Source organism: Microvirga brassicacearum (assembly GCF_008757455.1).
GTDB classification, from domain to species: Bacteria; Pseudomonadota; Alphaproteobacteria; order Rhizobiales; family Beijerinckiaceae; genus Microvirga; species Microvirga brassicacearum.
The window spans coordinates 1-19,645 of sequence record NZ_VCMV01000024.1 but is presented as its reverse complement, the minus strand read 5'-3'; the positions used below and the strand labels follow the sequence as shown (position 1 = coordinate 19,645).

Here is a 19,645-nt window from a genome sequence, read left to right as displayed (position 1 = left end):
TCAGGCGTAAATGGGAAAGCGACGGGTCAATTCGTGCGCCCTCTTCTTGACGGATTCTTCAACAGCACCATTGTCTTCCGCGCCGTTCTTGGCAAGTCCGTCGAGCGTCTCGACGATGAGATCGCCCACCGTCTTGAACTCCGCGACGCCGAAGCCGCGCGATGTGGCGGCAGGCGTTCCGAGGCGGATGCCCGAGGTCACCATCGGCTTCTCGGGGTCGAACGGCACGCCGTTCTTGTTGCAGGTGATGTGGGCGCGCCCGAGCGCGGCTTCCGCCGCCTTGCCGGTCAGCTTCTTCGGGCGCAGATCCACCAGCATCAGGTGGTTGTCGGTGCCGCCGGCGACGATCGCGTAGCCGTTCGACAGCATAGTGTCGGCCAAGGCCTTGGCGTTTTCGACCACGGCGCGGGCATAGACCTTGAAGTCGGGCCGCAAAGCCTCGTTGAAAGCCACCGCCTTGGCGGCGATGACATGCATCAGCGGTCCGCCCTGCAGGCCCGGGAAGATCGCCGAATTGACCTTCTTGGCGATGTCCTCGTCATTGGTCATGATCATACCGCCGCGAGGGCCGCGCAGAGTCTTGTGCGTGGTCGTGGTCACCACATGCGCATGCGGGAACGGCGACGGATGCGCGCCACCGGCCACAAGACCGGCGAAATGCGCGATATCGACCATGAAGAACGCGCCGATATCATCGGCGATCTCGCGGAAGCGGGCGAAATCCCAGAACCGCGAATATGCCGAGCCGCCGGCCACGATCACCTTCGGCTTGTGCTCGCGGGCTAGGCGGGCGACTTCGTCCATGTCGATCGTCTGGTCGTCCTCGCGCACCTTGTAGCTCACCACATTGAACCACTTGCCCGACATGTTGACGGGCGAGCCGTGGGTGAGATGGCCGCCGCAGGCGAGATCGAGACCCATGAAGGTATCGCCGGGCTTCATCAGCGCCATGAACACCGCCTGGTTGGCCTGGCTGCCGGAATTCGGCTGCACGTTGGCGTAACGGCAGTCGAACAGGCGGCAGGCGCGCTCGATGGCGAGCTCCTCGGCGATGTCGACGAACTGGCAGCCGCCGTAATAGCGCCGGCGCGGATAGCCCTCCGCGTATTTGTTCGTCATCACCGAGCCCTGCGCCTCCAGCACCGCCTTCGAGACGATGTTCTCGGACGCAATCAGCTCGATCTCGTCGCGCTGGCGGCCGAGCTCCAGCTCGATGGCGCGGGCGATTTCCGGATCGCTGTCGGCAAGGCTCGCCGAGAAAAAGCTGTTGGACATGTGGCTGGTGGCTTCGCTCGCACTCATGGGTAACCCTCGCCTGATGCGGGTCTCCCGCCTGGGAGAGATCCCCGTCGACCGCCCCTCTGGACGAGCCGACCCGATATGATGGGCAGGGCTTTAACATGGCCGGACGAGGCGCGCCAAGCGGCGTGTGGGATGGCTGGGTTTGGGTCGGAGCGCTGAGGATCGCATCCCCAGTCGGCGACCGATGCTTACCTGGAGCGATTCAGCAGCAACGCTCGCGTATCGGCCGCCATGACTCCCTCGTCGCAGACCTTGGTTCCTATGGCGTCGGCAAGATTCGGATAGGGCTCGCCAGTTCGCCGAGGGTGAGAAGTTCTGAAATACGCGCGCGGGCGACGCAGACAGCACCGTCGGGGCTCCAGGCGGCCTCGAAGGGCATTTCGTTTCCGGCAGGAAAATCACGGATGCCCAGCTTGTCGCGAAACGCTATCTGCGTCCCGTCCCGGGTGTGCGATTGGTCGTCACCGCCATAATCGGCGCGTATCATGCGGACGCAGGCTGCATGGATTTCGCGAAGAGAGGTTTCTCTCACCGCTTCCCACGGCCGATATTCCAAGAGAATGCACTTGCCCTTCAGTAAACATATAAACCTTAGTTTTGCTTATCTGAAGTGCGGAACCGCACGTTTGCAATCAATGGTTACTTTGCACAACTTAAGATAATGGCTACTTCGAAAAGCTGGAATCTTTTGGTCGTGCCAAAGAAAATGGTCCGCCTTGTGAGCGGGCCGTTCCGAGAGCCATCAGAGCGCGAAGCTCAGTTCTGCAAGAACATCTCTTCGTCCGGCGCCGTCGGCACGCGGCTTGCCACCGGGATTGCGTTGCCGAGGCCGTCCTTGTTGTAGATATCATCGCGGAACTGCACGAGGCCATCGGGCGTCGCCCAGGCCGTCACATAGGTCCAGTAGATGTTGACCGGCACGGCAAGGCGCGCGTCGGTGCGCGATCCGGCCTTGAACACGGTATCGATCTGCTCGCGGCTCCAGCCGGGGGTCTCTTTCAGGAGCCATTCGATGTAGTCGCGCACGTTCTGGACGCGAACGCAGCCGGAGGACACGAAGCGGAAATCATCGCCGAAGATGCCCTTGGACGGCGTGTCGTGCATATAAACGCCGTGCTGGTTCGGGATGTTGATGCGCACGAAGCCCATGGAGTTCAACTCGCCGCCCGGATCCTGCCGGAAGCGGTAGCGGGTCGCCTCATCGGAGAACCAGTTGACCTGGCTCGGGCTCAATTCGGTGGCGCCGTTGAAGATACGGATCTTGTTGTCGGTGAGATAGTTCGGCTCCTTCTGCATCTTGGGGATCAGGTCCTTGCGGATGATCGATGCAGGCACCGTCCAGTAGGGATTGAAGTTGATCTCGACGACCTTGGAGCTGAGCAGCGGCGATTGCCGGTCGCTCTTGCCGACGCCGGCGGCGTGGCGCGTATGAACCATTCCGGCCTCGACCGTTTCCACGAGGGCCGCTGGAATGTTCACCACCACATAGCGGTTGCCGAGATTGCCCGCATGGCTGCGCAGGCGGCCCATATTGATCTCGAGCTGGCGGATGCGCACGTCGACCGGCACATTCATCGCCGTCACAGTCGAACTGGTCATAGTGCCGGTGGAGCTCAGACCGTGGCGCGCCTGAAAGCGGCGCACGCCGGCCTCCACGTACGAATCATAGATCGGCGAATCGCCCGCCGAAGGATCGAGATCGCCGGTGGTGATGAGACGCTGGCGCAGGGCTACGACCGCCGGGCTCTTGACGCCGACCCGCAACCCGTCCGCACCGCGCAGGGCCTGCCAGCCGCCACGGGCGGAGATGCCGCGATATTGCTCGATCATCTGCTCGGTGGCGGCAAGCGTCTCGGCCGACAGCATCGGCGTCGTCGTGCGCTTGACGCGGGTCCGCGAGACCGCCTCGTAATTCTGCGACCATTCGGCCTGGTTCTGGGCCCAGACGGCGGTCGGGGTTGCGACGAGGGCGAGCGATCCTGTCAGGAGCGTACGGCGAGACAACATGAGCGCAGGCTCTTTCATGAGAAGGTGGAGGGAGCGACGGAGCGAACACAGTAACGCAAGTCTGACCCGTTCTGTTTGGAATGGACAGTGCCGGGAGACGATTAAGGAACGGTATCGAAAACGGCGAAGAACGGGGCCAATTTAAGGCAGTGGCGGCCCGCTCGGGCGCACAAGATGCCACCTGTCGCAACAATGCAACAGTGAATCCCGCCCCCTCCTGCCTTAGAGTCGGTGAGGTGCGAAGCTCTGCCCTGAGGCCGGACCTCTTCAGCGTCTCCAAGAGCAACGGATGATCCTTTGACGCCACTGCGCGGCCTTCAGGATGGGCCCCCGGGGCAGCGCGGGTAAGTCGTGGAACCCGCTTAACATTATAAGGTGGCAAGCGCGCATTTTGGCGGGTAAGGCTGATCACCGAACCACAACACGGCCCACCTTGAAGCCCAACCTTGGCGACGAGGCTATGGACGAAGAAAAACATGTCGCTGAACTACCCACTCGTGGTCGACCTTGCCACGCGTTATGCGCCCCCTCCGGGTCGGCTGCTCGATTTCGGCTGCGGCACGGCCGACGTCGCCGCTCTCGCCGGTGATCGCGGATACGATGCCTATGGCGTCGACACCTTCCTGGGGGTCGGTGCCAGCTCCGAAAACCTGGCGATCGCGACCGCGCGGATCGGCAGCCGGGCTGTGGCCATCACGCCGAACGAACCCATGCCGTTCGACAGCGGCTTCTTCGATGTGGTCGTCTCCAACCAGGTCTTCGAGCATGTGGCCGATCTTGGGAATGTCTGCCACGAGATCGCCCGTGTGACCCGGCCGGGCGGGATCCTGTTGGCATTGATGCCAACGTCGGAAGTCCTGTGGGAGGACCATCTGAAGATGCCGTGGGTGCATCGGGCTCCCGCCGGATCGGACCGGCAGCGTCGGTTGATGAAAGCGTTTCGACGGCTCGGCTTCGGCACCGCCCCAAACGTTGATGCCGATGAGTGGGTGAGCAATGCAGTATGCGACCTCCAGGAGCACGTCTTCCATCGCCCGGTGAGCGAATACGTCTCCGCCTTCAGCAAAAATTTCCGGCTGATCGCAGAAGACGAGCCGGCGTGGGCTCGCTACCGCATCAGGCGCCATCGGCTGCTGAAGCATGGCTCCTTCTTGTTCGAATCGTCCTTTCTTGACGGCCTCATTCGCCCAGCCGTCCGGCGAGCAGCGGGCGCAGTCCTGGTACTCGAGCGGACGGATGGCGTCTGAGACAGGTGGGCGGGCTAACGTACTGGCTCCCGCTGACGACCAGGTTCAACACATCCGAGCGGGGCTAGGCGGACCTAGTCGTTATCTTCTGAAGGTGCGGAATTCTCGCGCGGGTAGGAGCGTGCGCCGGCGTTGCGCGTGCTCTGAGGGGGAATGATGTGGGTCGGGCGTCCCCGTTTTTGCGGCACTGTAGCGGGCGCCCTCCCTTGAGCGGGTCGCGCTTCCGGCGGCGGCGCGGCGGCATTGCCGAGGCTGTTGAGCACGTTTCCCAAGGGGAAATACTGCGCCGAGGCGGGAGCGCTGGCGGAAATGGCCAACACGGCGGCGGCTGCGAGCAAAAAGGGTTTGGTCATGTCAATCTCCGACAGCGGAGCAATTCCGCCCGAACGACGAGTTACGTTATAATAATGTGTAAAAAATATGGCATCGTGCTGCAACGGGCCTCCGGATCGTCTCCCCGGGAAGCCCATCGCATTGTCGTTGGACGCCCGATGCCTAGAAGGGTTTTCACCCACTCGATCCGGTTCGAATGCAGATGCGTGAGCGTGTCTCACCCTCCCCGCGCTGCCAACCACGAGACCGCGAGATACACCGCAACCAGCGTCAGGAAGAACGCCATCGTCATGATGCCGCCCGACACGATCCCCGGGAAGAACGCCGCGAGGATCAGGTGGCTCAGCACGGCGAGGAGCCACATGATGCCGCCCCAGGTCGAGGCCATCCACAGGCCGACGGCGGCAATCAGGTCGATCAGCGCGAAGTAGATGATGGTGGATTGATAGCCCATCGATCGGCTCTCGAAATGGCCGATCGGGGTCCAGATTCCGAGAATGATGGCCCAGGCGCTCAAGCCCTTCATGATCCAGAGGATCGACAGGATGCGCATGAACCACGTCATCACGAAGGTCCAGCGCTTCGCGGCGACGGCCGGATTATCTTCCGCGCGGTCGGAGGGCGCGCGCATGGCCGCTTCCTGCGTCGCGCGATGATTGCCGGCTCGCGTCATCATTCGATCTCCAGTTCGGCGGGGCCGAGATCGGCGAAGTAGCCGGCAATCTCCGCGTTGTCGATGGCGGACAATGTGGCCGGCTGCCATTGCGGCTTACCGTCCTTGTCGATGAGGACGGCGCGGACGCCCTCGAAGAAGTCCCGGCCCTCGAAGACCCGCGACACGATGCGGAACTCGGTTCTCATGGCGTCGGCGAAGGTCAGGTCGCCGCCGCGGCGCATCTGCTCGAAAGCGAGGTTGAGGCTCGTGGGCGACTTGGTGCGGATCGCCTCATGCATCCGGCATGCCGGTTCGGATCCGTCGCGCTCCAGGCAATCGAGGATCGCACTCACGCTTGCAGCTGAGAAGCACCTGTCGATCAGCGCCCGCTCCCGCGAGAGCGGCGCAGCGCCCGGATCGACGGCGCGCGCGGCGAGCGTCTGTTCGACCGAATCCCCGGCGGCCAGCTGATCGAGCAGAAAGTCGAAATCGGCACCGTTCACCGCGTGGGTCGCAAGCCCCAGCGCCATCGCATCTGCGCGTTTGATGCGCTCGCCCGTGAGTGCGATGTAGAGGCCCGTGCACCCCGGCAATCGGGGCAGCGCGAAGGTCGCGCCCACATCCGGAAAGAACCCGATCCCGACCTCGGGCATCGCAAAGAGGTAACGCTCGCCCGCGACCCGGTAGCGGCCGTGGAGGGAGATCCCGACGCCGCCACCCATGACGATGCCGTCGATGAGCGAGATGTATGGTTTCGGATAATTCTTGATGAGGGCGTTGAGCTGGTATTCCTCGCGCCAGAAGGCGAGAGCCTCCTGCGGCTGCCCTGCGAGGCCGAGTTCCGTTAGGCGGCGGATGTCGCCCCCGGCGCAGAAGGCCTTCTCGCCCGCGCCCCGGACGACAATCCGCGTTACCGCCGGATCTGTCCGCCACGCATCGAGGGCCCGCCGCATCTCGCGCACCATCCCCAGCGTCAACGCATTGAGCGCGCGCGGACGGTTCAGCGTGATGACGCCCGCCTGTCCGCGCGTCTCGCAGAGGATCTCGAATTCGGCGTCCATCTGGCTCCCCCTTCGCATCTCCCTATCGGCTTAAGACGGGCGGGGAGCGCAGGTCAATGAACCTCCGAGAGGCTCCCTTGGAATAAAACCCGCGCCTGCGACCCCGGGGCCTTTTTTAGAGCAATTTAAATGTGCTAAGCGATGTGGCAGGCCGGTCGATCAAGCTGGCGTCGGATTTGAAGGCTCATGTCGAAACTGTCGCCGTTTCCCCGCCCGGCCGTTCAGGAAGCAACCTCCTCGGCCCTGTCGTTGACGCAGCGTCCGCGCCGCAACCGCAAGGCCGATTGGTCGCGACGACTGGTGCGCGAAAACATCCTGACGGTGGACGACCTGATCTGGCCCATCTTCCTTGCCGAGGGCGCCAGCGGCCGGCAGGCCGTGAGTTCCATGCCGGGCGTCGAGCGCCTGACCGTTGGTGAGGCCGTTCGCGAGGCCGAGCGCGCCGCAGCCCTGCGCATTCCCGCGATCGCGCTCTTTCCCAACACCGACCCGTCCTTGCGCGATGAGCGCGGGAGCGAGGCGCTGAACAGCCGCAATCTGGTTTGCCGCGCCGTGCGCGAGATCAAGCGCGCTGTGCCTCAGATCGGCATCATCACCGACGTGGCGCTCGATCCCTATACCAGCCATGGCCATGACGGCGTGATGGACGGCGAGCGCATCCTCAACGACGAATCCGTCAGCGTTCTCGTCGGCCAGGCTTTGCTCCAGGCCGAGGCGGGCGCCGATATCATCGCACCCTCCGACATGATGGACGGGCGCGTCGGCGCCATCCGGGTGGCGTTGGATGCGGCCGGCTTCCAGGACGTCCAGATCATGGCGTATGCGGCCAAGTACGCGTCGGCGTTCTATGGCCCGTTCCGCGATGCGGTCGGCACCAACGCGACGCTGGTCGGAGACAAGCGCACCTATCAGATGGACCCGGGCAATTCCGATGAGGCCTTGCGCGAAGTGGCGCTCGATCTCGATGAGGGCGCCGACATGGTGATGGTCAAACCCGGCCTGCCCTATCTCGACATCGTCCAGCGGGTGAAGGAGACCTTCGCGGTCCCGACCTTCGCCTATCAGGTCTCCGGCGAATACGCGATGATCGAAGCCGCCGCCGCCAATGGCTGGATCGACGGCGACAAGGTGATGATGGAAAGCCTGCTTGCTTTCAAGCGCGCTGGCGCGGACGGCATCCTGACCTATTTCGCCCCCCGTGTGGCCGAAAAGCTGAAGGCCCTCGGCTAAGACCGTCCAGAATTTCCGTGGCCCCGCCCACATCAGGAAATCTCTGGCGCCCAACGGCATTCCTGTTTGTCATGATGCTGCTGGCCGGGTGCGCTTCCTCGCTCGACGCGCAGCAGGCCCGTATCTGCCGATCCGTCCTCCCGGCCCTCAATCCAGAGGCGCGTATCGTTGTTCTGCGGATCGTCGCTGGCCCGGCGCCGCGCAGTCTGCGGGTCGACTACGAGGCAAGCTACCGCAACCGTCCGATCGTGGAGCGCTTCGCGATCTGCCGCTTCGCCGCCGAGGGCCTGTCGCCGAACAAGGCCGAACTGGTCGAGATCGGCACCGAGCAAGGCCCGCTTTCGGGCGCCAGCCTTTACCTCCTGAAGCGCTACTATCTCGAGAGTCCCGAGGGCGCCGCGGGCGATCCGGGTGGCCCACCGGTGGTGGATTCCATCGAGATTCCCGCCGACCTCGCCTATTTCCTGCAGCAATTTTTTGCCGGGCTGCCGCGAACCGCCATCTACGGGCTGCTGGCGGTGGCCTATTCGCTGGTCTTCGGGCTGACCGGCCGCATCAACCTCGCCTTCGGGGAGATCGCGGCTGTCGGCTCGGCGGCGACGATCGCGGCCGCATCGGTCCTGATTGCGCTTGGGTCAAGCGCGCCGCTGCCGGGACTGGCAGCCGGGCTCGTGGCCGCGATGTTCGCCGGCGCCGTCTACAACGCGGTCGGCGGCTATTTCGTCATCGGCAAAATCAGAACACCGAGCAACCAGCCAAGCCTCATCGCAACGGTGGGATTGTCGCTCCTTCTGATGGAGTATCTGCGCCTGGTGCAGAGTCCGGTAACCGTCTGGCTGCCGCCCGTCTGGTCCGCGCAATGGCACATCGCCAGATCCGGCAGCTTCCTCGTGAACCTGACGCTCATATCGCTCGCGACCTCCACCATCGGCCTCGTGGCGGCGGCGTTTCTGATCTGGCTGATGAAGGCGAGCGGATTTGGCCGGGCCTGGCGCGCCTTTGCGGATGACGCACGCGCCGCCGCGCTCTTCGGGGTCGATGGCCGCAAGCTGCTGATCCAGACCCTCGCGCTGGCGGGCGCCATGGCGGGGCTCTCGGGCATGCTCATCGTCGCCCAGTACGGCGGCCTCGGCTTTGCGGGCGGGTTCCAGTTCGGGCTGAAGGCGCTGATCGCGGCGATCATCGGCGGGATCGGCTCGGTGCCGGGAGCGCTGCTGGGCGGATTCGCCGTCGGCTTGTTCGAGACGGCATGGTCGGCCTATCTCCCTATCGAGGCGCGCGACATGGCGCTTTATGCGACACTGGTCGTGTTTCTGATCCTTCGTCCGGGCGGATTGCTCGGGTTGCGGGGTCCAACACCACGGGCCGTCTAGATGATTTTGGACGGATCGATAAAAGCGGAGGCCGCCTTGGCAGATTATGCCATCACCATCGACGACGTCAGACGCGCCGCGGAGATCATCAAGGGACAGGTGCTGCGCACGCCCCTCGTGCCTTCCCCGCGCCTTTCCCAGCTCACCGGGGCCAGCGTCTTCGTCAAGCATGAGAACATGCAGCCGACCGGTTCCTTCAAGGAGCGCGGCGCGGTCTCGAAACTCGAGAGCCTGACGGCCGAGGAGCGCAAGCGCGGCGTCATCGCCATGTCGGCGGGAAACCATGCGCAGGCCGTCGCCTACCATGCGCGGCGGCTCGGCATCCCTTCGACCATCGTCATGCCCGAAAACGTGCCGCTGGTGAAGGCCGAGAATACCCGGTCCTATGGGGCGCGGGTCATCCTGTTTGGGGAAACCCTCTACGAATCGGCCGACCGCGCCCGCCAGATCGCCGCCGACGAGCAGCTTGTCTTCGTCCATCCCTATGATGACCCGAAAGTCATGGCCGGCCAGGGCACCATCGCCATTGAAATGCTGGAGGACCAGCCGGACCTCGACCAGATCGTGGTTCCGATCGGCGGCGGCGGCCTGATTTCAGGGATCGCGGTCGCGGCAAAAGCGATCCGGCCCGGCATCGAGATCGTCGGCGTCGAGGCCGCGCTCTACCCCTCGTTCCAGAACGCCATCGCGCACGAGGACCGCCCCATCGGCGGCGCCACCCTTGCGGAGGGCATCGCGGTCAAAGCCGTCGGGCAGTTGCCGCTGCCGATCGTCCGGGACCTCGTGTCGGAGATCATCCTGGTCGAGGAACCGCTGATCGAACGGGCCGTGAACGCCTATGCGACCTTTCAGCGGACGATGGCGGAAGGTGCCGGTGCGGCCGGGCTTGCCGCGATGCTGGCGCAGCCGGAGCATTTCAAGGGCAAGCGGGTCGGGCTGGTGCTCTGCGGCGGCAATATCGACGCCCGCATTCTCGCCTCCGTCATGGTGCGCGAGCTCGAGCGTGACGACCGCATCGCCTCCTTCCGCATCACCACGAACGACCGGCCGGGCCTGTTGGGCCGCGTCGCGAGCCGCCTTGGTGGGCTGGGAGCGAATATTCTCGAGGTTTCCCACGGGCGATTGTTCCTCGACGTGCCGGCCAAGGGCGTTTCCATCGACATCACTATCGAAACTCGCGACAGAGAACATACATTGGAGGTGTTCCGGGCCCTTGCGGCCGACGGATTGGCCCCCCAACGGATCGACTCGCGCTGCTTGTCGGAAACCGCCTATTGAGAGTGATGGAGAAAACCATGGCCAACGGGCCTATCGTGCAAACTGTAAATGGAAACTATCAGGTCGATGCGCGTCTGACGCGCGGCGTCGTCAGCCGCCGGTTCTGGGCGTATCTCGTCGATCTGATCGTCATCATGATCTGGTCCGGCATCGCGTGCATCGGCATCTTCATGCTCGGCCTGCTGACCTTCGGCCTCGGCTGGTTGCTGTTCGCCCTCGTTCCGCTCACCGCCATCATCTACAACGCAGTGACCATCGGTGGATCGGCGCAGGCGACCGTCGGGATGCGGTTTGTCGGCTTGAAAGTCGTCGACGTGACCGCCGGCGGACGCGCGACCGGGCTGGCGGCGGCTGTTCACGCGCTGCTGTTTTACGTCGCCGTTTCCACCTTCATCCTGTGGGCATGCGACATCCTCCTCGGCATCTTCCGCGACGATGGACGTTTCGGCCACGATCTGCTCACCGGCTTGATGGTCATCCGCGCGGAATAGTATTCCCTCCTTCGGCTTCGTGCCGCACGATCACGATCATCTGGAGCATGATGTCGGCCCGAAAACCGTTTCACACTTTTCGGCATCATGCTCCGGGCCAGCTTTTGCTGGACCTGCCCGGCACCAATGGTATCCTTGGGCGTTGAGCTTGCGCTCAAGGGTTCTCTCCACGAAGGCAAAAGCGTGACGAGTCAGCCGCGCGACGCACCGCAATTCTATCTCACCTCGCCGTCCCCCTGCCCCTATCTGCCGGGCAAGGAGGAGCGAAAGGTGTTCACGCATATCATCGGGCGCCGCGGTCGAGAGTTGAACGAGATCCTCACGCAAGGCGGCTTCCGGCGGTCGCAGACCATCGCCTATCGACCCGCCTGCGATCTGTGCAATGCCTGCGTGTCCGTGCGGGTTCTGGTCGATGAATTCAGGCCCTCGGCCAACATGCGGCGCATCATCAAGGCCAACCGCGACCTCATCGGCGAAATTCTGCCGAACCGGCCCTCCTCCGAGCAATATTCGCTTTTCCGCCGCTATCTCGACACCCGCCATTCCGATGGCGGCATGGCGGATATGAGCGTGCTCGACTACGCCATGATGATCGAGGACAGCCACGTGGACACGCGGCTCATCGAATATCGCCGTCGCGGCATCGACAGCGGCATCACCGGCCGGGGCGAAGGCGACCTCATCGCCGTGTGCCTGACCGACGAGATGAGCGACGGCCTCTCGATGGTCTATTCGTTCTACGATCCGGCCCTGCAGGATCGCAGCCTCGGCACCTTCATCATCCTCGACCATATCCGCCGCGCGAAGGCGATGGGCCTGCCCTACCTCTATCTCGGCTATTGGGTCGATGGCTCGAAGAAGATGGCCTACAAGGCGCGCTTCACCCCGCAGGAACGCCTGCTGGCATCAGGCTGGGCGCGGGTGGATTAGCGCTCATCGACGGTTCGCCCTCCGCCGTCATGCCCGGGCTTGTCCCGGGTACCCACGCCTTGGTTGGGCCGTCGCAAAAGACGTGGGTGGCCGGGTCAAACCCCGGCCATGACGAGCAGCATGGAAGCCGATATTCACCTGGCGATCCCCTTGCCGCACGCGCCTCACTCAAACCTGTTGCTCTTCGGGAAGCCCTTCGGCGGCAGGCGTCCAGCTTCCGCCCGGTTGCCGATCCAGTCGCGCAGGTCGTCCTTACCGACCGTCCAGGTGCGGCCGGCCGTGTCCTTCCAGGTCAGGCCCTCGGCGAGCCGGAAGACCTTGGCGTCGGAGATGCCGCCCTCCTTGTAGCGCTGCAGCCGCACGCCCTTGCCGCGGGTCATTTCCGGCACCTGGATCAGCGGGAAGACGATGAGCTTGCGGTTCTGGCCCACCACCGCCACATGGTCGCCCTCGGCCTCGGCGCAGATGACGGCCTTCGCGCCAGGATCGACATTGAGGATCTGCTTGCCCTTGCGGGTATTGGCCGTCACGTCGTCGGTCGGGACGATGAAGCCACGGCCATCGGTGCCGGCCACCAGCAGTTTGGCGCCGGCCTTGTAGGGGAAGACCGCGATGAAATCGGCGCCTTCCTCCAGATCGACCATGAGCCGGATCGGGTCGCCGAAGCCGCGCCCGCCGGGGAGCTTCGACGCCTCCACGGTGTAGAATCGGCCGTTATTCGCCACCACCACGATCTTGGCGGTGGTTTCGGTGAAGAAGGAGGTCTTCAGGCTGTCGTCGCCCTTGAACTGCACGGTCGAGAGATCCGCCAGATGACCTTTGAGGGCGCGGATCCAGCCTTTTTCGGACACGATGACGGTGACCGGTTCGCGCTCCACCATGGCCTCGGCAAAATCGATGTCCGAGGTGTCGGGCATCTCCGCAAAGGTGGTGCGGCGTTTGCCGATGGCGGTGTCGGGACCGAAGGCCTTGCGGACCTCCTTGATTTCCCACGCGACCGTCTTCCATTGCAGCTTGTCGGAACCGAGCAGATCCTCGACCGACGCCTTCTCATCCTGCAGGCTCTTCTGCTCGCTTTTGAGCTCCATTTCCTCGAGCTTGCGCAAGGACCGCAGGCGCGTGTCGAGGATGGCATTGGCCTGCATGTCGGTGAGCTTGAAGAAGCGCATCAGCTCGGCCTTCGGCTCGTCCTCCTCGCGGATGATTTTGATCACCCGGTCGAGATCGAGGTAGACGATCAGCAAGCCGCCCAAAATCTCCAGCCGCTTGTCGATGGCGGCCAACCGAAATGTCGAGCGGCGCACCAGCACTTCGCGGCGATGGTCGAGCCATTCGCGCAGGCATTCGGCGAGGCTCAGCACCTTCGGCACCTTGCCGCCCGCGAGCACGTTCACGTTCATCGGGATCCGGCTCTCCAGCTCGGTGAGCCGGAACAGGGATTCCATCAGGATGATTGGGTCGACGGTGCGCGAGCGCGGCTCCAGAACCACGCGGATATCCTCCGCGGATTCATCCCGCACATCGGCAAGAAGCGGCAGCTTCTTGTCCTGCAGCAGTTCTGCGATCTTCTCGATCAGCCGCGATTTCGGCACCGAATAGGGGATTTCGGTGATGACGATGTTCCACGTCCCCCGCCCCGTATCCTCCTTTTCCCAGCGCGCCCGCACCCGAAACGAGCCGCGCCCGGTGCGGTAGGTCTCGGCAATGGAGGACGGCGTCTCGACGATGATGCCGCCGGTCGGCAGGTCCGGTCCGGGCACGAATTGGGCAAGATCGTCCGAGGTCGCGCCGGGCTCCTTGATCAGATGCAATGCCGCGTCGCAAAGCTCATAGGCGTTGTGCGGCGGGATCGACGTCGCCATGCCGACCGCGATGCCCTGCGAGCCATTGGCGAGCAGGTTCGGGAAGGCCGCCGGCAGGACCACCGGCTCCTCGTTGGTCTGGTCGTAGGTCTCGCGGAAATCGACCGCGTCCTCGTCGATGCCTTCAAGCAGCAGCCGCGCGACCTCGGTCAGCCGCGCCTCGGTGTAGCGCATGGCCGCCGCGTTATCGCCGTCGATATTGCCGAAATTGCCCTGCCCCTCGACCAGCGGATAGCGCTGGGCGAAATCCTGCGCCATGCGCACCAGCGCGTCATAGATCGATTGGTCGCCGTGCGGGTGATACTGGCCCATCACGTCGCCGACCACGCGGGCGCATTTCTTCGGCGCCGATTTCGGATCGAGCCGCAGCAGCCGCATGGCATGCAGGATGCGGCGATGGACCGGCTTCAGCCCGTCCCGCGCATCCGGCAACGCCCGGTGCATGATCGTCGACAGCGCATAGGCGAGATAACGCTCCTCGAGCGCATCCTTGAGATTGACGCTCTCGATCTCTCCGCCTGAAGGCGGGCTGACCACCTTACCCATGTGCCAAACCTTCTCATTTCACTGCGAGCGCCGAATCAGGCGGCGGGTGGAACATATCAGAAACATGCCCGCCGGTACGCCGGCCTCTACGCCCCGTCCCGGCAACCATCGGACCCCTAACAGGACAATTCGCCCGAATCCACTCCAGGGCGTCCATGTCGCGCTCTCAAGGAGTTGTCCTGCCAGCAACATTGCGTTAGGTAAAACGCAATAACGTTGCTCGTACTTTGACATCTTTTCCGGAGAGGTTTCGGTTCATGTCGCTCACGCTCACTCTCGAATCGGTCACCCGCCCTACCAGCGCCGATGTGATCAAGCGCATATCACTCACGACGGCGGGAGGTGAGGCTGACGGCCAATCCAATGATGCCTGCCTTAGCCTCGATGGTCGATTTGTAGTTTTCACCAGCACAGCCCCCAACCTCGGGAGCGGCGGCTTACGCCAAATTTTCCGCAAGGATCTGATCTCCGGTGAAGTCACGCTGGTGTCCGGCGATACGGCGCATGCGCCGGCGAATGCCCAGAGTTTTACCGCGGCCGTCAGCCAGGACGGTCGCTATGTCGTTTTCACGAGCGCGGCGACAAATCTTGTCGCAGGTGTAAGCGACGGCACCCAGCATGTCTTCCGCAAGGACATGATGACCGGAACGATCGAGCTGGTTTCCGCAACCGGCGACGCCGCGCCTGCGGCCGCCAACAAGGCGAGCAACGACCCGCAGATCAGCGCGGATGGGAACTACGTGCTGTTCTCCAGCGCGGCCACCAATCTCGTCCCGGGAGACGTGACGGGCTTCGCCGACATCTTCCGCAAGAACCTTGCGACGGGTGAGATCGTTCTCGTCTCCGCAGACCAAGCTCATACGCAGGCCAACGGGTCGAGCGCGGTCGCGCGAATGAGCGCGGATGGCCGCTTCGTCGTTTTCGAAAGCGCCGCCGACAATCTCGTGGCGGGCGACGTCAACGCTACAACCGACATCTTCCGCAAGGACGTACAGACGGGCGAAATCGTTCTCGTCTCTGCTGCCGCGGATGGAACCCACACACAACTCAATCAATCCAGCTCGAACGCGCAGATCAGCCTCGATGGTCGCTACGTCGTGTTCACGAGCCGGGACAGCAATCTGGTCGCCGGCGATACCAATGGCGTCGCGGACGTGTTCCGCAAGGATCTCGCAACGGGTGAGATCGTCCTCGTCTCCACGGCCGGGGACGCCGCGCACACGCAAGGCACTGGTGCCAGCGACTTCGCGCAGATCAGCGCGGACGGACGCTATGTGACATTTTCCAGCGCGGCCACCGATCTGGTCGAAGGCGACACCAACGGCGTCACCGACGTGTTCCACAAGGATTTGCTGACCGGTGATCTCATGCGCCTCACCAGCACCGCGCCCGCCCAGGGGCACGTGGAGGCGAACAGAGAAAGTTTTGCCGGAAGTCTCAGCGCCGATGGCCGGTTTGCCATATTCCACAGCGCTGCCTCCAATCTCGTCAGCGGAACGGCTGCCGGCGAAGACATTTTCCTGAACGATCTGACGACCGGCGAGATCACGCTGGTGTCGCGGGGCTTGCAGCCGGGCGGCGGACAAAGCCTCAACGCCGACATCAATGCGGATGGACGTTACGCCGTTTTTGAAAGCTTCTCATTCAATCTGGCTTCACCCGACGTAAACAACACCAAGGACATTTTCCGCAAGGACCTCGTCACCGGAGAAGTCATCCTCGTATCCACCGCCGGTAACGCGGCGCATACCCAGGCTGACAGGATGAGCACGTCGGCAAAAATCAGCGCCAACGGCCAATACGTGCTGTTTCAGAGCGCCGCTACCAATCTCGTGGCGGGCGACGCCCTTGGATTCAGCGATATCTTCCGCAAGGACCTGTCGACGGGGGATCTCGTTCTCGTCTCGGCCGCCGCCAACGGAACCGCACCGGGCAATGGCGACAGCTCCGGCGGCGAGATGACCTTCGACGGGAAATACGCGGTGTTTTCCAGCCGCGCCACCGACATCGTCGCGGGCGACGCGAATGGGGTCGCGGACGTTTTCTGGCGCGACCTGACGACCGGTCAGGTGAGACTCGTCTCGCAAGCCAGCGACGCGACGCAAGGCAACCTGGCCAGTATCAAGCCGCATGTGAGTGCCTTCGGCACCTACGTGGTATTCGAAAGCAGTTCGAGCACGCTCGTCTTGAACGACACCAACGCAACGACCGATATCTTTCGGAAGAACGTCCTGACCGGCGACATCGTGCGCGTATCCACCGCCGGCGACGCCGCGCATACCCAAGGCAATGCCGACAGCCACAATGCCAGGATCAGCGCCGACGGCCGTTACGTGGTCTTCGAAAGCAAGGCGTCCAATCTGGTGACGGGAGACACCAACAATGTCCCCGATATTTTCGTCAAAGATCTCGACACTGGAGAGATTATCCGTGTCTCGACCGCGGCCGATGCCGCTCACACGCAAGGAAACTGGGCCAGTTCGAACGCCAAATTCAGCAACGACGGACGCTATGTGATCTTCGAGAGCTTTGCCTCCAACTTCGTTGCAGGCGACACCAATGGCGGGACCGATATTTTCCGCAAGGATCTGGTGACCGGGGAAATCATCCGGCTCTCGGAAACGAACATCCCGGCGGAAGGCCTCGAGCAGGCGACCGGTGAGGCGAACCTCAATGCCTTCAGTTCCGACGGCCGGTATCTCGTCATCGACACGTCAGCGTCCAATCTCGTCGCGGGCGACACAAACCGGGGCGGCGATATTTTTCTGGCTGACGCCGAGCTGATGCAGAACGCGCAAGCGGTCGCGGAGCAGCGGTTCCTCAAGCTTTCCCTTGCGGTCGACGCCGCGTCGTCGGCCGTCACCGTCGCCTGGGGCGATGGGAGCATCAGCGCGGTCCAGCCGGTGGCAGGTCGGGCGAGCTTCAGCCACGTCTATGATTCCACCGGCCTCAAGGCGGCGACGGTCTCGGTCCACGATGGCGCCCTGACCTGGACTGTACCCTACGAGATCAATCTCACATCCGGCCAGATGACGCGGAACACGGCCCTTCCGGACACGATCAGCGGCGGCGCGGGCAATGACTCGCTCGTGGGCGATGCGGGCGCCAACATCCTGATCGGTAATGGCGGGAACGACAGCTACGTGGTCAACGACCTGCGGGACGTCGTGCGCGAGACGGTCGGCGGCGGCTTCGATACGGTCACGACCAGCGTGAGCTTCGCGCTCGCATCCGACGCGGAGATCGAGATCGTGATGGCGGCAGGTGCAGCCCCACTCAGCCTCACCGGCAATGCCTCCGCGAACACGCTGAACGGCAATGCGGCGGCGAACCGCATCGCCGGCGGCGACGGCACTGATACGCTCAGGGGCCTGAGCGGCAACGATGCCCTGCTGGGCGATTTCGGCAATGACCGGCTCTACGGTTCGTCCGGAAAAGACATCCTGACTGGCGGCAACGGCCGGGATATTTTTGTGTTCGACACGAGAGCCAACAAGACATCAAACCTCGACAAGATCACGGATTTCTCGGTCAGGGACGACACGATCTGGCTTGAGAATACCTATTTCAAGGTCGGCAAAGGCTCCGCTTCGAAACCGACGAAAATGTCGAAAAAAATGTTCTGGTCGGGGACGAGCGCCCACGATGCCGATGACCGCATCATCTACAACAAAAAGAACGGCGTGCTCTCTTATGACGGCGACGGCACGGGCGGCAGGAAGGCGGTCGAGATCGCCGTTCTCAAGAAAAACCTCAAGATGACCGACGCGGATTTCTACGTGATCTGATCCCCGTCAGCGACGCGCTCCATCGTCGTCGGGCGTCGCCAACGCAATGAAACGCGCGCGCTCGGCCGGGGCCGATTGCCCGCGCGGTTCGAATACATGCTGGTGGAGAAAGAAATCCGTGAGCGCAAACGCGTCGCGGATCTCGTCCGCCCGCGGCCGGTTGGCGCGGCTCTGGCCGATGAGGAACGACGGCAGCCGAAACAGCCGATCCTTGTAGGGTTCACCCGCAAGCGCGCTCACGGCGCGTCCGCTTTTCGGCGACACATAGGCGAGATTCTCCTGCGTGCCGGTGGCGGCGCAGGACGAAAGGTCGAGGCCGAAGCCGAATTCGGCGAGGATCGACAGTTCGAACAGCACAAAGAGCGGCGGCGCGAGATCCGGATCGGTGAGATTGTCCACGAGAGTGGTCAGCGTCTCGTAAAGCGCGGCATGCGGATCGCGCTCGGGCAGATAGCGCAGCAGATGCGACAGGGTGGCAAGCCCATAGAGCGCGAGGGGCGAGGCCATGAATTCGGAGGCGCGAAGCTTCAAGCCTTCAATCTGGTAGGTGCCGAGATGCTCGTCGAGGCGGGCGCGCCACGTGGCCTGAACGAGGTTGCCCGGCTGCAGCACCGGCTGGCGCGCGCGGGAGCGCCCGCCCTGAACGAGCCCGAGGTGACGGCCGTGCTCACGCGTCATCAATTCTAGGATGACGCTCGATTCGCCGTACTTGCGGACGCCGAGCACGACGCCCTCATCGCTCCATTGCATCGCTTTTCAAAATTCCAAATTGCTCGGCGCGCCGCCGAACCACCGCGGGTGTTCCCGTGTTATCAGGATGTTGTGGCGATCGTCTCACGTTTCGGCAAAACACGGCCTTGGTCGCCGGAACCAAACCACGCAGTCCGGATTGTCGGTGTTCATATTCACCACGTCACATTGGACAGATGAAAACATCATATCTGCTTTTCGCATCCACCGCGCTTCCGTTAATTCTTTTCGCACCGTACGTGACGGCGCAACAATCCCCGCAGGTGCCCACGCCGTCGATTACGCTGGCTCAGGCGCCTCCCGGCATTGTCCCGCCCGGGGCTGACGACGAGCCCGGGGCCGATGGCCAGCGCCGTCGCCGCGACGGTCTAGGCCGCCAGGGCCCCGAGCGTCGCCCTGCGGCCGAGGGTCAGGAACGCCAGCGGCCGCCGGAAGGCCAGCGACCCGGGCGCGATGCGGTGCCGAGAGGGGCCCCAGAGCGCGGCCCCGCGACCGCTCCCATAGCCCCGAGAGCGCCGGAAGCGCCGGAGGCTCCTCCGAGATCCCGTGATCGGCAGCCGCAGCGCGAAAGGCCGGCCGCCCCCGCACAGGCGCCTACCACCGCACCGGCGGCACCGCGTGTTGCGCCAGGTGCCGAGCGGCCGGAGCGTCGTCCACCGCAACCGGAACGCCCTGCGACGCAGCAGCTACAGCCCGAACGGCCCAGCGCACGTCCGCCGGAACCTGAGCGGCCGGCCGCGCGTCCGCCACAGCCCGAGCAGCTGGAGCGGCCCGGGCGCCCGAGCGCACGTC

The 19,645-nt window shown here is 63.7% G+C and carries 15 protein-coding genes and 1 pseudogene; 7 read left to right on the top strand and 9 right to left on the bottom strand.

What is annotated here, in order from left to right; genetic code table 11:
* The 3 genes from glyA to FEZ63_RS14990 all read right to left on the bottom strand — a co-directional run bounded on the left by glyA (position 1) and on the right by FEZ63_RS14990 (position 3,309).
* A complete protein-coding gene (gene glyA / locus FEZ63_RS15000; RefSeq protein WP_150945871.1) occupies positions 1–1,302 on the bottom strand; it encodes a serine hydroxymethyltransferase in 1,302 nt (433 codons plus the stop codon).
* Between the two features lie 259 nt (positions 1,303–1,561).
* Positions 1,562–1,864, bottom strand: a complete 303-nt coding sequence (locus tag FEZ63_RS14995) for an ADYC domain-containing protein (protein ID WP_275552353.1) — start codon at positions 1,862–1,864, stop codon at positions 1,562–1,564.
* Positions 1,865–2,058: 194 nt separating this feature from the next.
* Positions 2,059–3,309: a L,D-transpeptidase family protein gene (locus FEZ63_RS14990; protein ID WP_150945867.1), complete on the bottom strand. Its 1,251-nt coding sequence runs from the start codon at positions 3,307–3,309 to the stop codon at positions 2,059–2,061.
* A gap of 476 nt (positions 3,310–3,785) precedes the next feature.
* Here FEZ63_RS14990 and FEZ63_RS14985 point away from each other — a divergent pair, with 476 nt between their 5' ends.
* A complete protein-coding gene (locus tag FEZ63_RS14985) occupies positions 3,786–4,556 on the top strand; it encodes a class I SAM-dependent methyltransferase (protein WP_150945864.1) in 771 nt (256 codons plus the stop codon).
* Between the two features lie 74 nt (positions 4,557–4,630).
* Here FEZ63_RS14985 and FEZ63_RS14980 read toward each other — a convergent pair whose 3' ends face one another.
* The 3 genes from FEZ63_RS14980 to FEZ63_RS14970 form a co-directional block, all read right to left on the bottom strand.
* Positions 4,631–4,909 carry a hypothetical protein gene (locus FEZ63_RS14980; RefSeq protein WP_150945862.1) on the bottom strand — a complete coding sequence of 93 codons (279 nt, stop codon included), beginning with the start codon at positions 4,907–4,909 and terminating at the stop codon, positions 4,631–4,633.
* 197 nt (positions 4,910–5,106) lie between these two features.
* The gene (locus tag FEZ63_RS14975; RefSeq protein ID WP_244622815.1) at positions 5,107–5,565 is read right to left on the bottom strand and encodes a DUF6163 family protein; all 459 of its coding nucleotides are present in this window, start codon (positions 5,563–5,565) and stop codon (positions 5,107–5,109) included.
* On the bottom strand, positions 5,562–6,605 hold the full coding sequence (locus FEZ63_RS14970) for an enoyl-CoA hydratase/isomerase family protein (protein ID WP_150945860.1): 1,044 nt from the start codon (positions 6,603–6,605) through the stop codon (positions 5,562–5,564). The genes FEZ63_RS14975 and FEZ63_RS14970 overlap by 4 nt, the downstream gene beginning before the upstream one ends.
* Before the next feature lie 186 nt (positions 6,606–6,791).
* On the opposite strand from FEZ63_RS14970, the gene hemB reads away from it, so the two are divergent.
* The 5 genes from hemB to FEZ63_RS14945 all read left to right on the top strand — a co-directional run bounded on the left by hemB (position 6,792) and on the right by FEZ63_RS14945 (position 11,907).
* Complete coding sequence (gene hemB, locus FEZ63_RS14965) at positions 6,792–7,835, top strand: porphobilinogen synthase (protein ID WP_150945858.1); 1,044 nt, start codon at positions 6,792–6,794, stop codon at positions 7,833–7,835.
* Between the two features lie 17 nt (positions 7,836–7,852).
* Positions 7,853–9,208: a branched-chain amino acid ABC transporter permease gene (locus FEZ63_RS14960; RefSeq protein WP_150945856.1), complete on the top strand. Its 1,356-nt coding sequence runs from the start codon at positions 7,853–7,855 to the stop codon at positions 9,206–9,208.
* Positions 9,209–10,486, top strand: a complete 1,278-nt coding sequence (locus tag FEZ63_RS14955; RefSeq protein ID WP_150945854.1) for a threonine ammonia-lyase — start codon at positions 9,209–9,211, stop codon at positions 10,484–10,486.
* Between the two features lie 17 nt (positions 10,487–10,503).
* Positions 10,504–10,977, top strand: a complete 474-nt coding sequence (locus tag FEZ63_RS14950) for an RDD family protein (protein ID WP_162419754.1) — start codon at positions 10,504–10,506, stop codon at positions 10,975–10,977.
* A gap of 183 nt (positions 10,978–11,160) precedes the next feature.
* Complete coding sequence (locus FEZ63_RS14945; protein WP_150945850.1) at positions 11,161–11,907, top strand: arginyltransferase; 747 nt, start codon at positions 11,161–11,163, stop codon at positions 11,905–11,907.
* Between the two features lie 164 nt (positions 11,908–12,071).
* On the opposite strand, the gene parC is transcribed toward FEZ63_RS14945, so the two are convergent.
* Positions 12,072–14,315 carry a DNA topoisomerase IV subunit A gene (gene parC / locus FEZ63_RS14940; protein WP_150945847.1) on the bottom strand — a complete coding sequence of 748 codons (2,244 nt, stop codon included), beginning with the start codon at positions 14,313–14,315 and terminating at the stop codon, positions 12,072–12,074.
* Between the two features lie 257 nt (positions 14,316–14,572).
* Between parC and FEZ63_RS14935 the strand changes: the two genes are divergently transcribed.
* Complete coding sequence (locus FEZ63_RS14935; protein WP_150945845.1) at positions 14,573–18,103, top strand: hypothetical protein; 3,531 nt, start codon at positions 14,573–14,575, stop codon at positions 18,101–18,103.
* Positions 18,104–18,109: 6 nt separating this feature from the next.
* Here the strand turns inward: FEZ63_RS14935 and recO are convergent, their stop codons facing one another.
* Together recO and FEZ63_RS25365 are read right to left on the bottom strand one after the other, a co-directional pair.
* Positions 18,110–18,853 carry a DNA repair protein RecO gene (recO, locus tag FEZ63_RS14930; RefSeq protein WP_150945842.1) on the bottom strand — a complete coding sequence of 248 codons (744 nt, stop codon included), beginning with the start codon at positions 18,851–18,853 and terminating at the stop codon, positions 18,110–18,112.
* Between the two features lie 594 nt (positions 18,854–19,447).
* A pseudogene (locus FEZ63_RS25365) lies at positions 19,448–19,645 on the bottom strand (hypothetical protein); the annotation flags it as partial.

Bases quoted from the DNA above. Each gene is read 5' to 3' on its own strand.
- FEZ63_RS14975 (WP_244622815.1), bottom strand. From the start codon at position 5,565: ATGATGACGCGAGCCGGCAATCATCGCGCGACGCAGGAAGCGGCCATG.
- glyA (WP_150945871.1), bottom strand. From the start codon at position 1,302: ATGAGTGCGAGCGAAGCCACCAGCCACATGTCCAACAGCTTTTTCTCG.
- FEZ63_RS14985 (WP_150945864.1), top strand. From the start codon at position 3,786: ATGTCGCTGAACTACCCACTCGTGGTCGACCTTGCCACGCGTTATGCG.
- FEZ63_RS14990 (WP_150945867.1), bottom strand. From the start codon at position 3,309: ATGTTGTCTCGCCGTACGCTCCTGACAGGATCGCTCGCCCTCGTCGCA.
- FEZ63_RS14980 (WP_150945862.1), bottom strand. From the start codon at position 4,909: ATGACCAAACCCTTTTTGCTCGCAGCCGCCGCCGTGTTGGCCATTTCC.
- recO (WP_150945842.1), bottom strand. From the start codon at position 18,853: ATGCAATGGAGCGATGAGGGCGTCGTGCTCGGCGTCCGCAAGTACGGC.
- parC (WP_150945847.1), bottom strand. From the start codon at position 14,315: ATGGGTAAGGTGGTCAGCCCGCCTTCAGGCGGAGAGATCGAGAGCGTC.
- FEZ63_RS14955 (WP_150945854.1), top strand. From the start codon at position 9,209: ATGATTTTGGACGGATCGATAAAAGCGGAGGCCGCCTTGGCAGATTAT.
- FEZ63_RS14935 (WP_150945845.1), top strand. From the start codon at position 14,573: ATGTCGCTCACGCTCACTCTCGAATCGGTCACCCGCCCTACCAGCGCC.
- hemB (WP_150945858.1), top strand. From the start codon at position 6,792: ATGTCGAAACTGTCGCCGTTTCCCCGCCCGGCCGTTCAGGAAGCAACC.
- FEZ63_RS14950 (WP_162419754.1), top strand. From the start codon at position 10,504: ATGGCCAACGGGCCTATCGTGCAAACTGTAAATGGAAACTATCAGGTC.
- FEZ63_RS14970 (WP_150945860.1), bottom strand. From the start codon at position 6,605: ATGGACGCCGAATTCGAGATCCTCTGCGAGACGCGCGGACAGGCGGGC.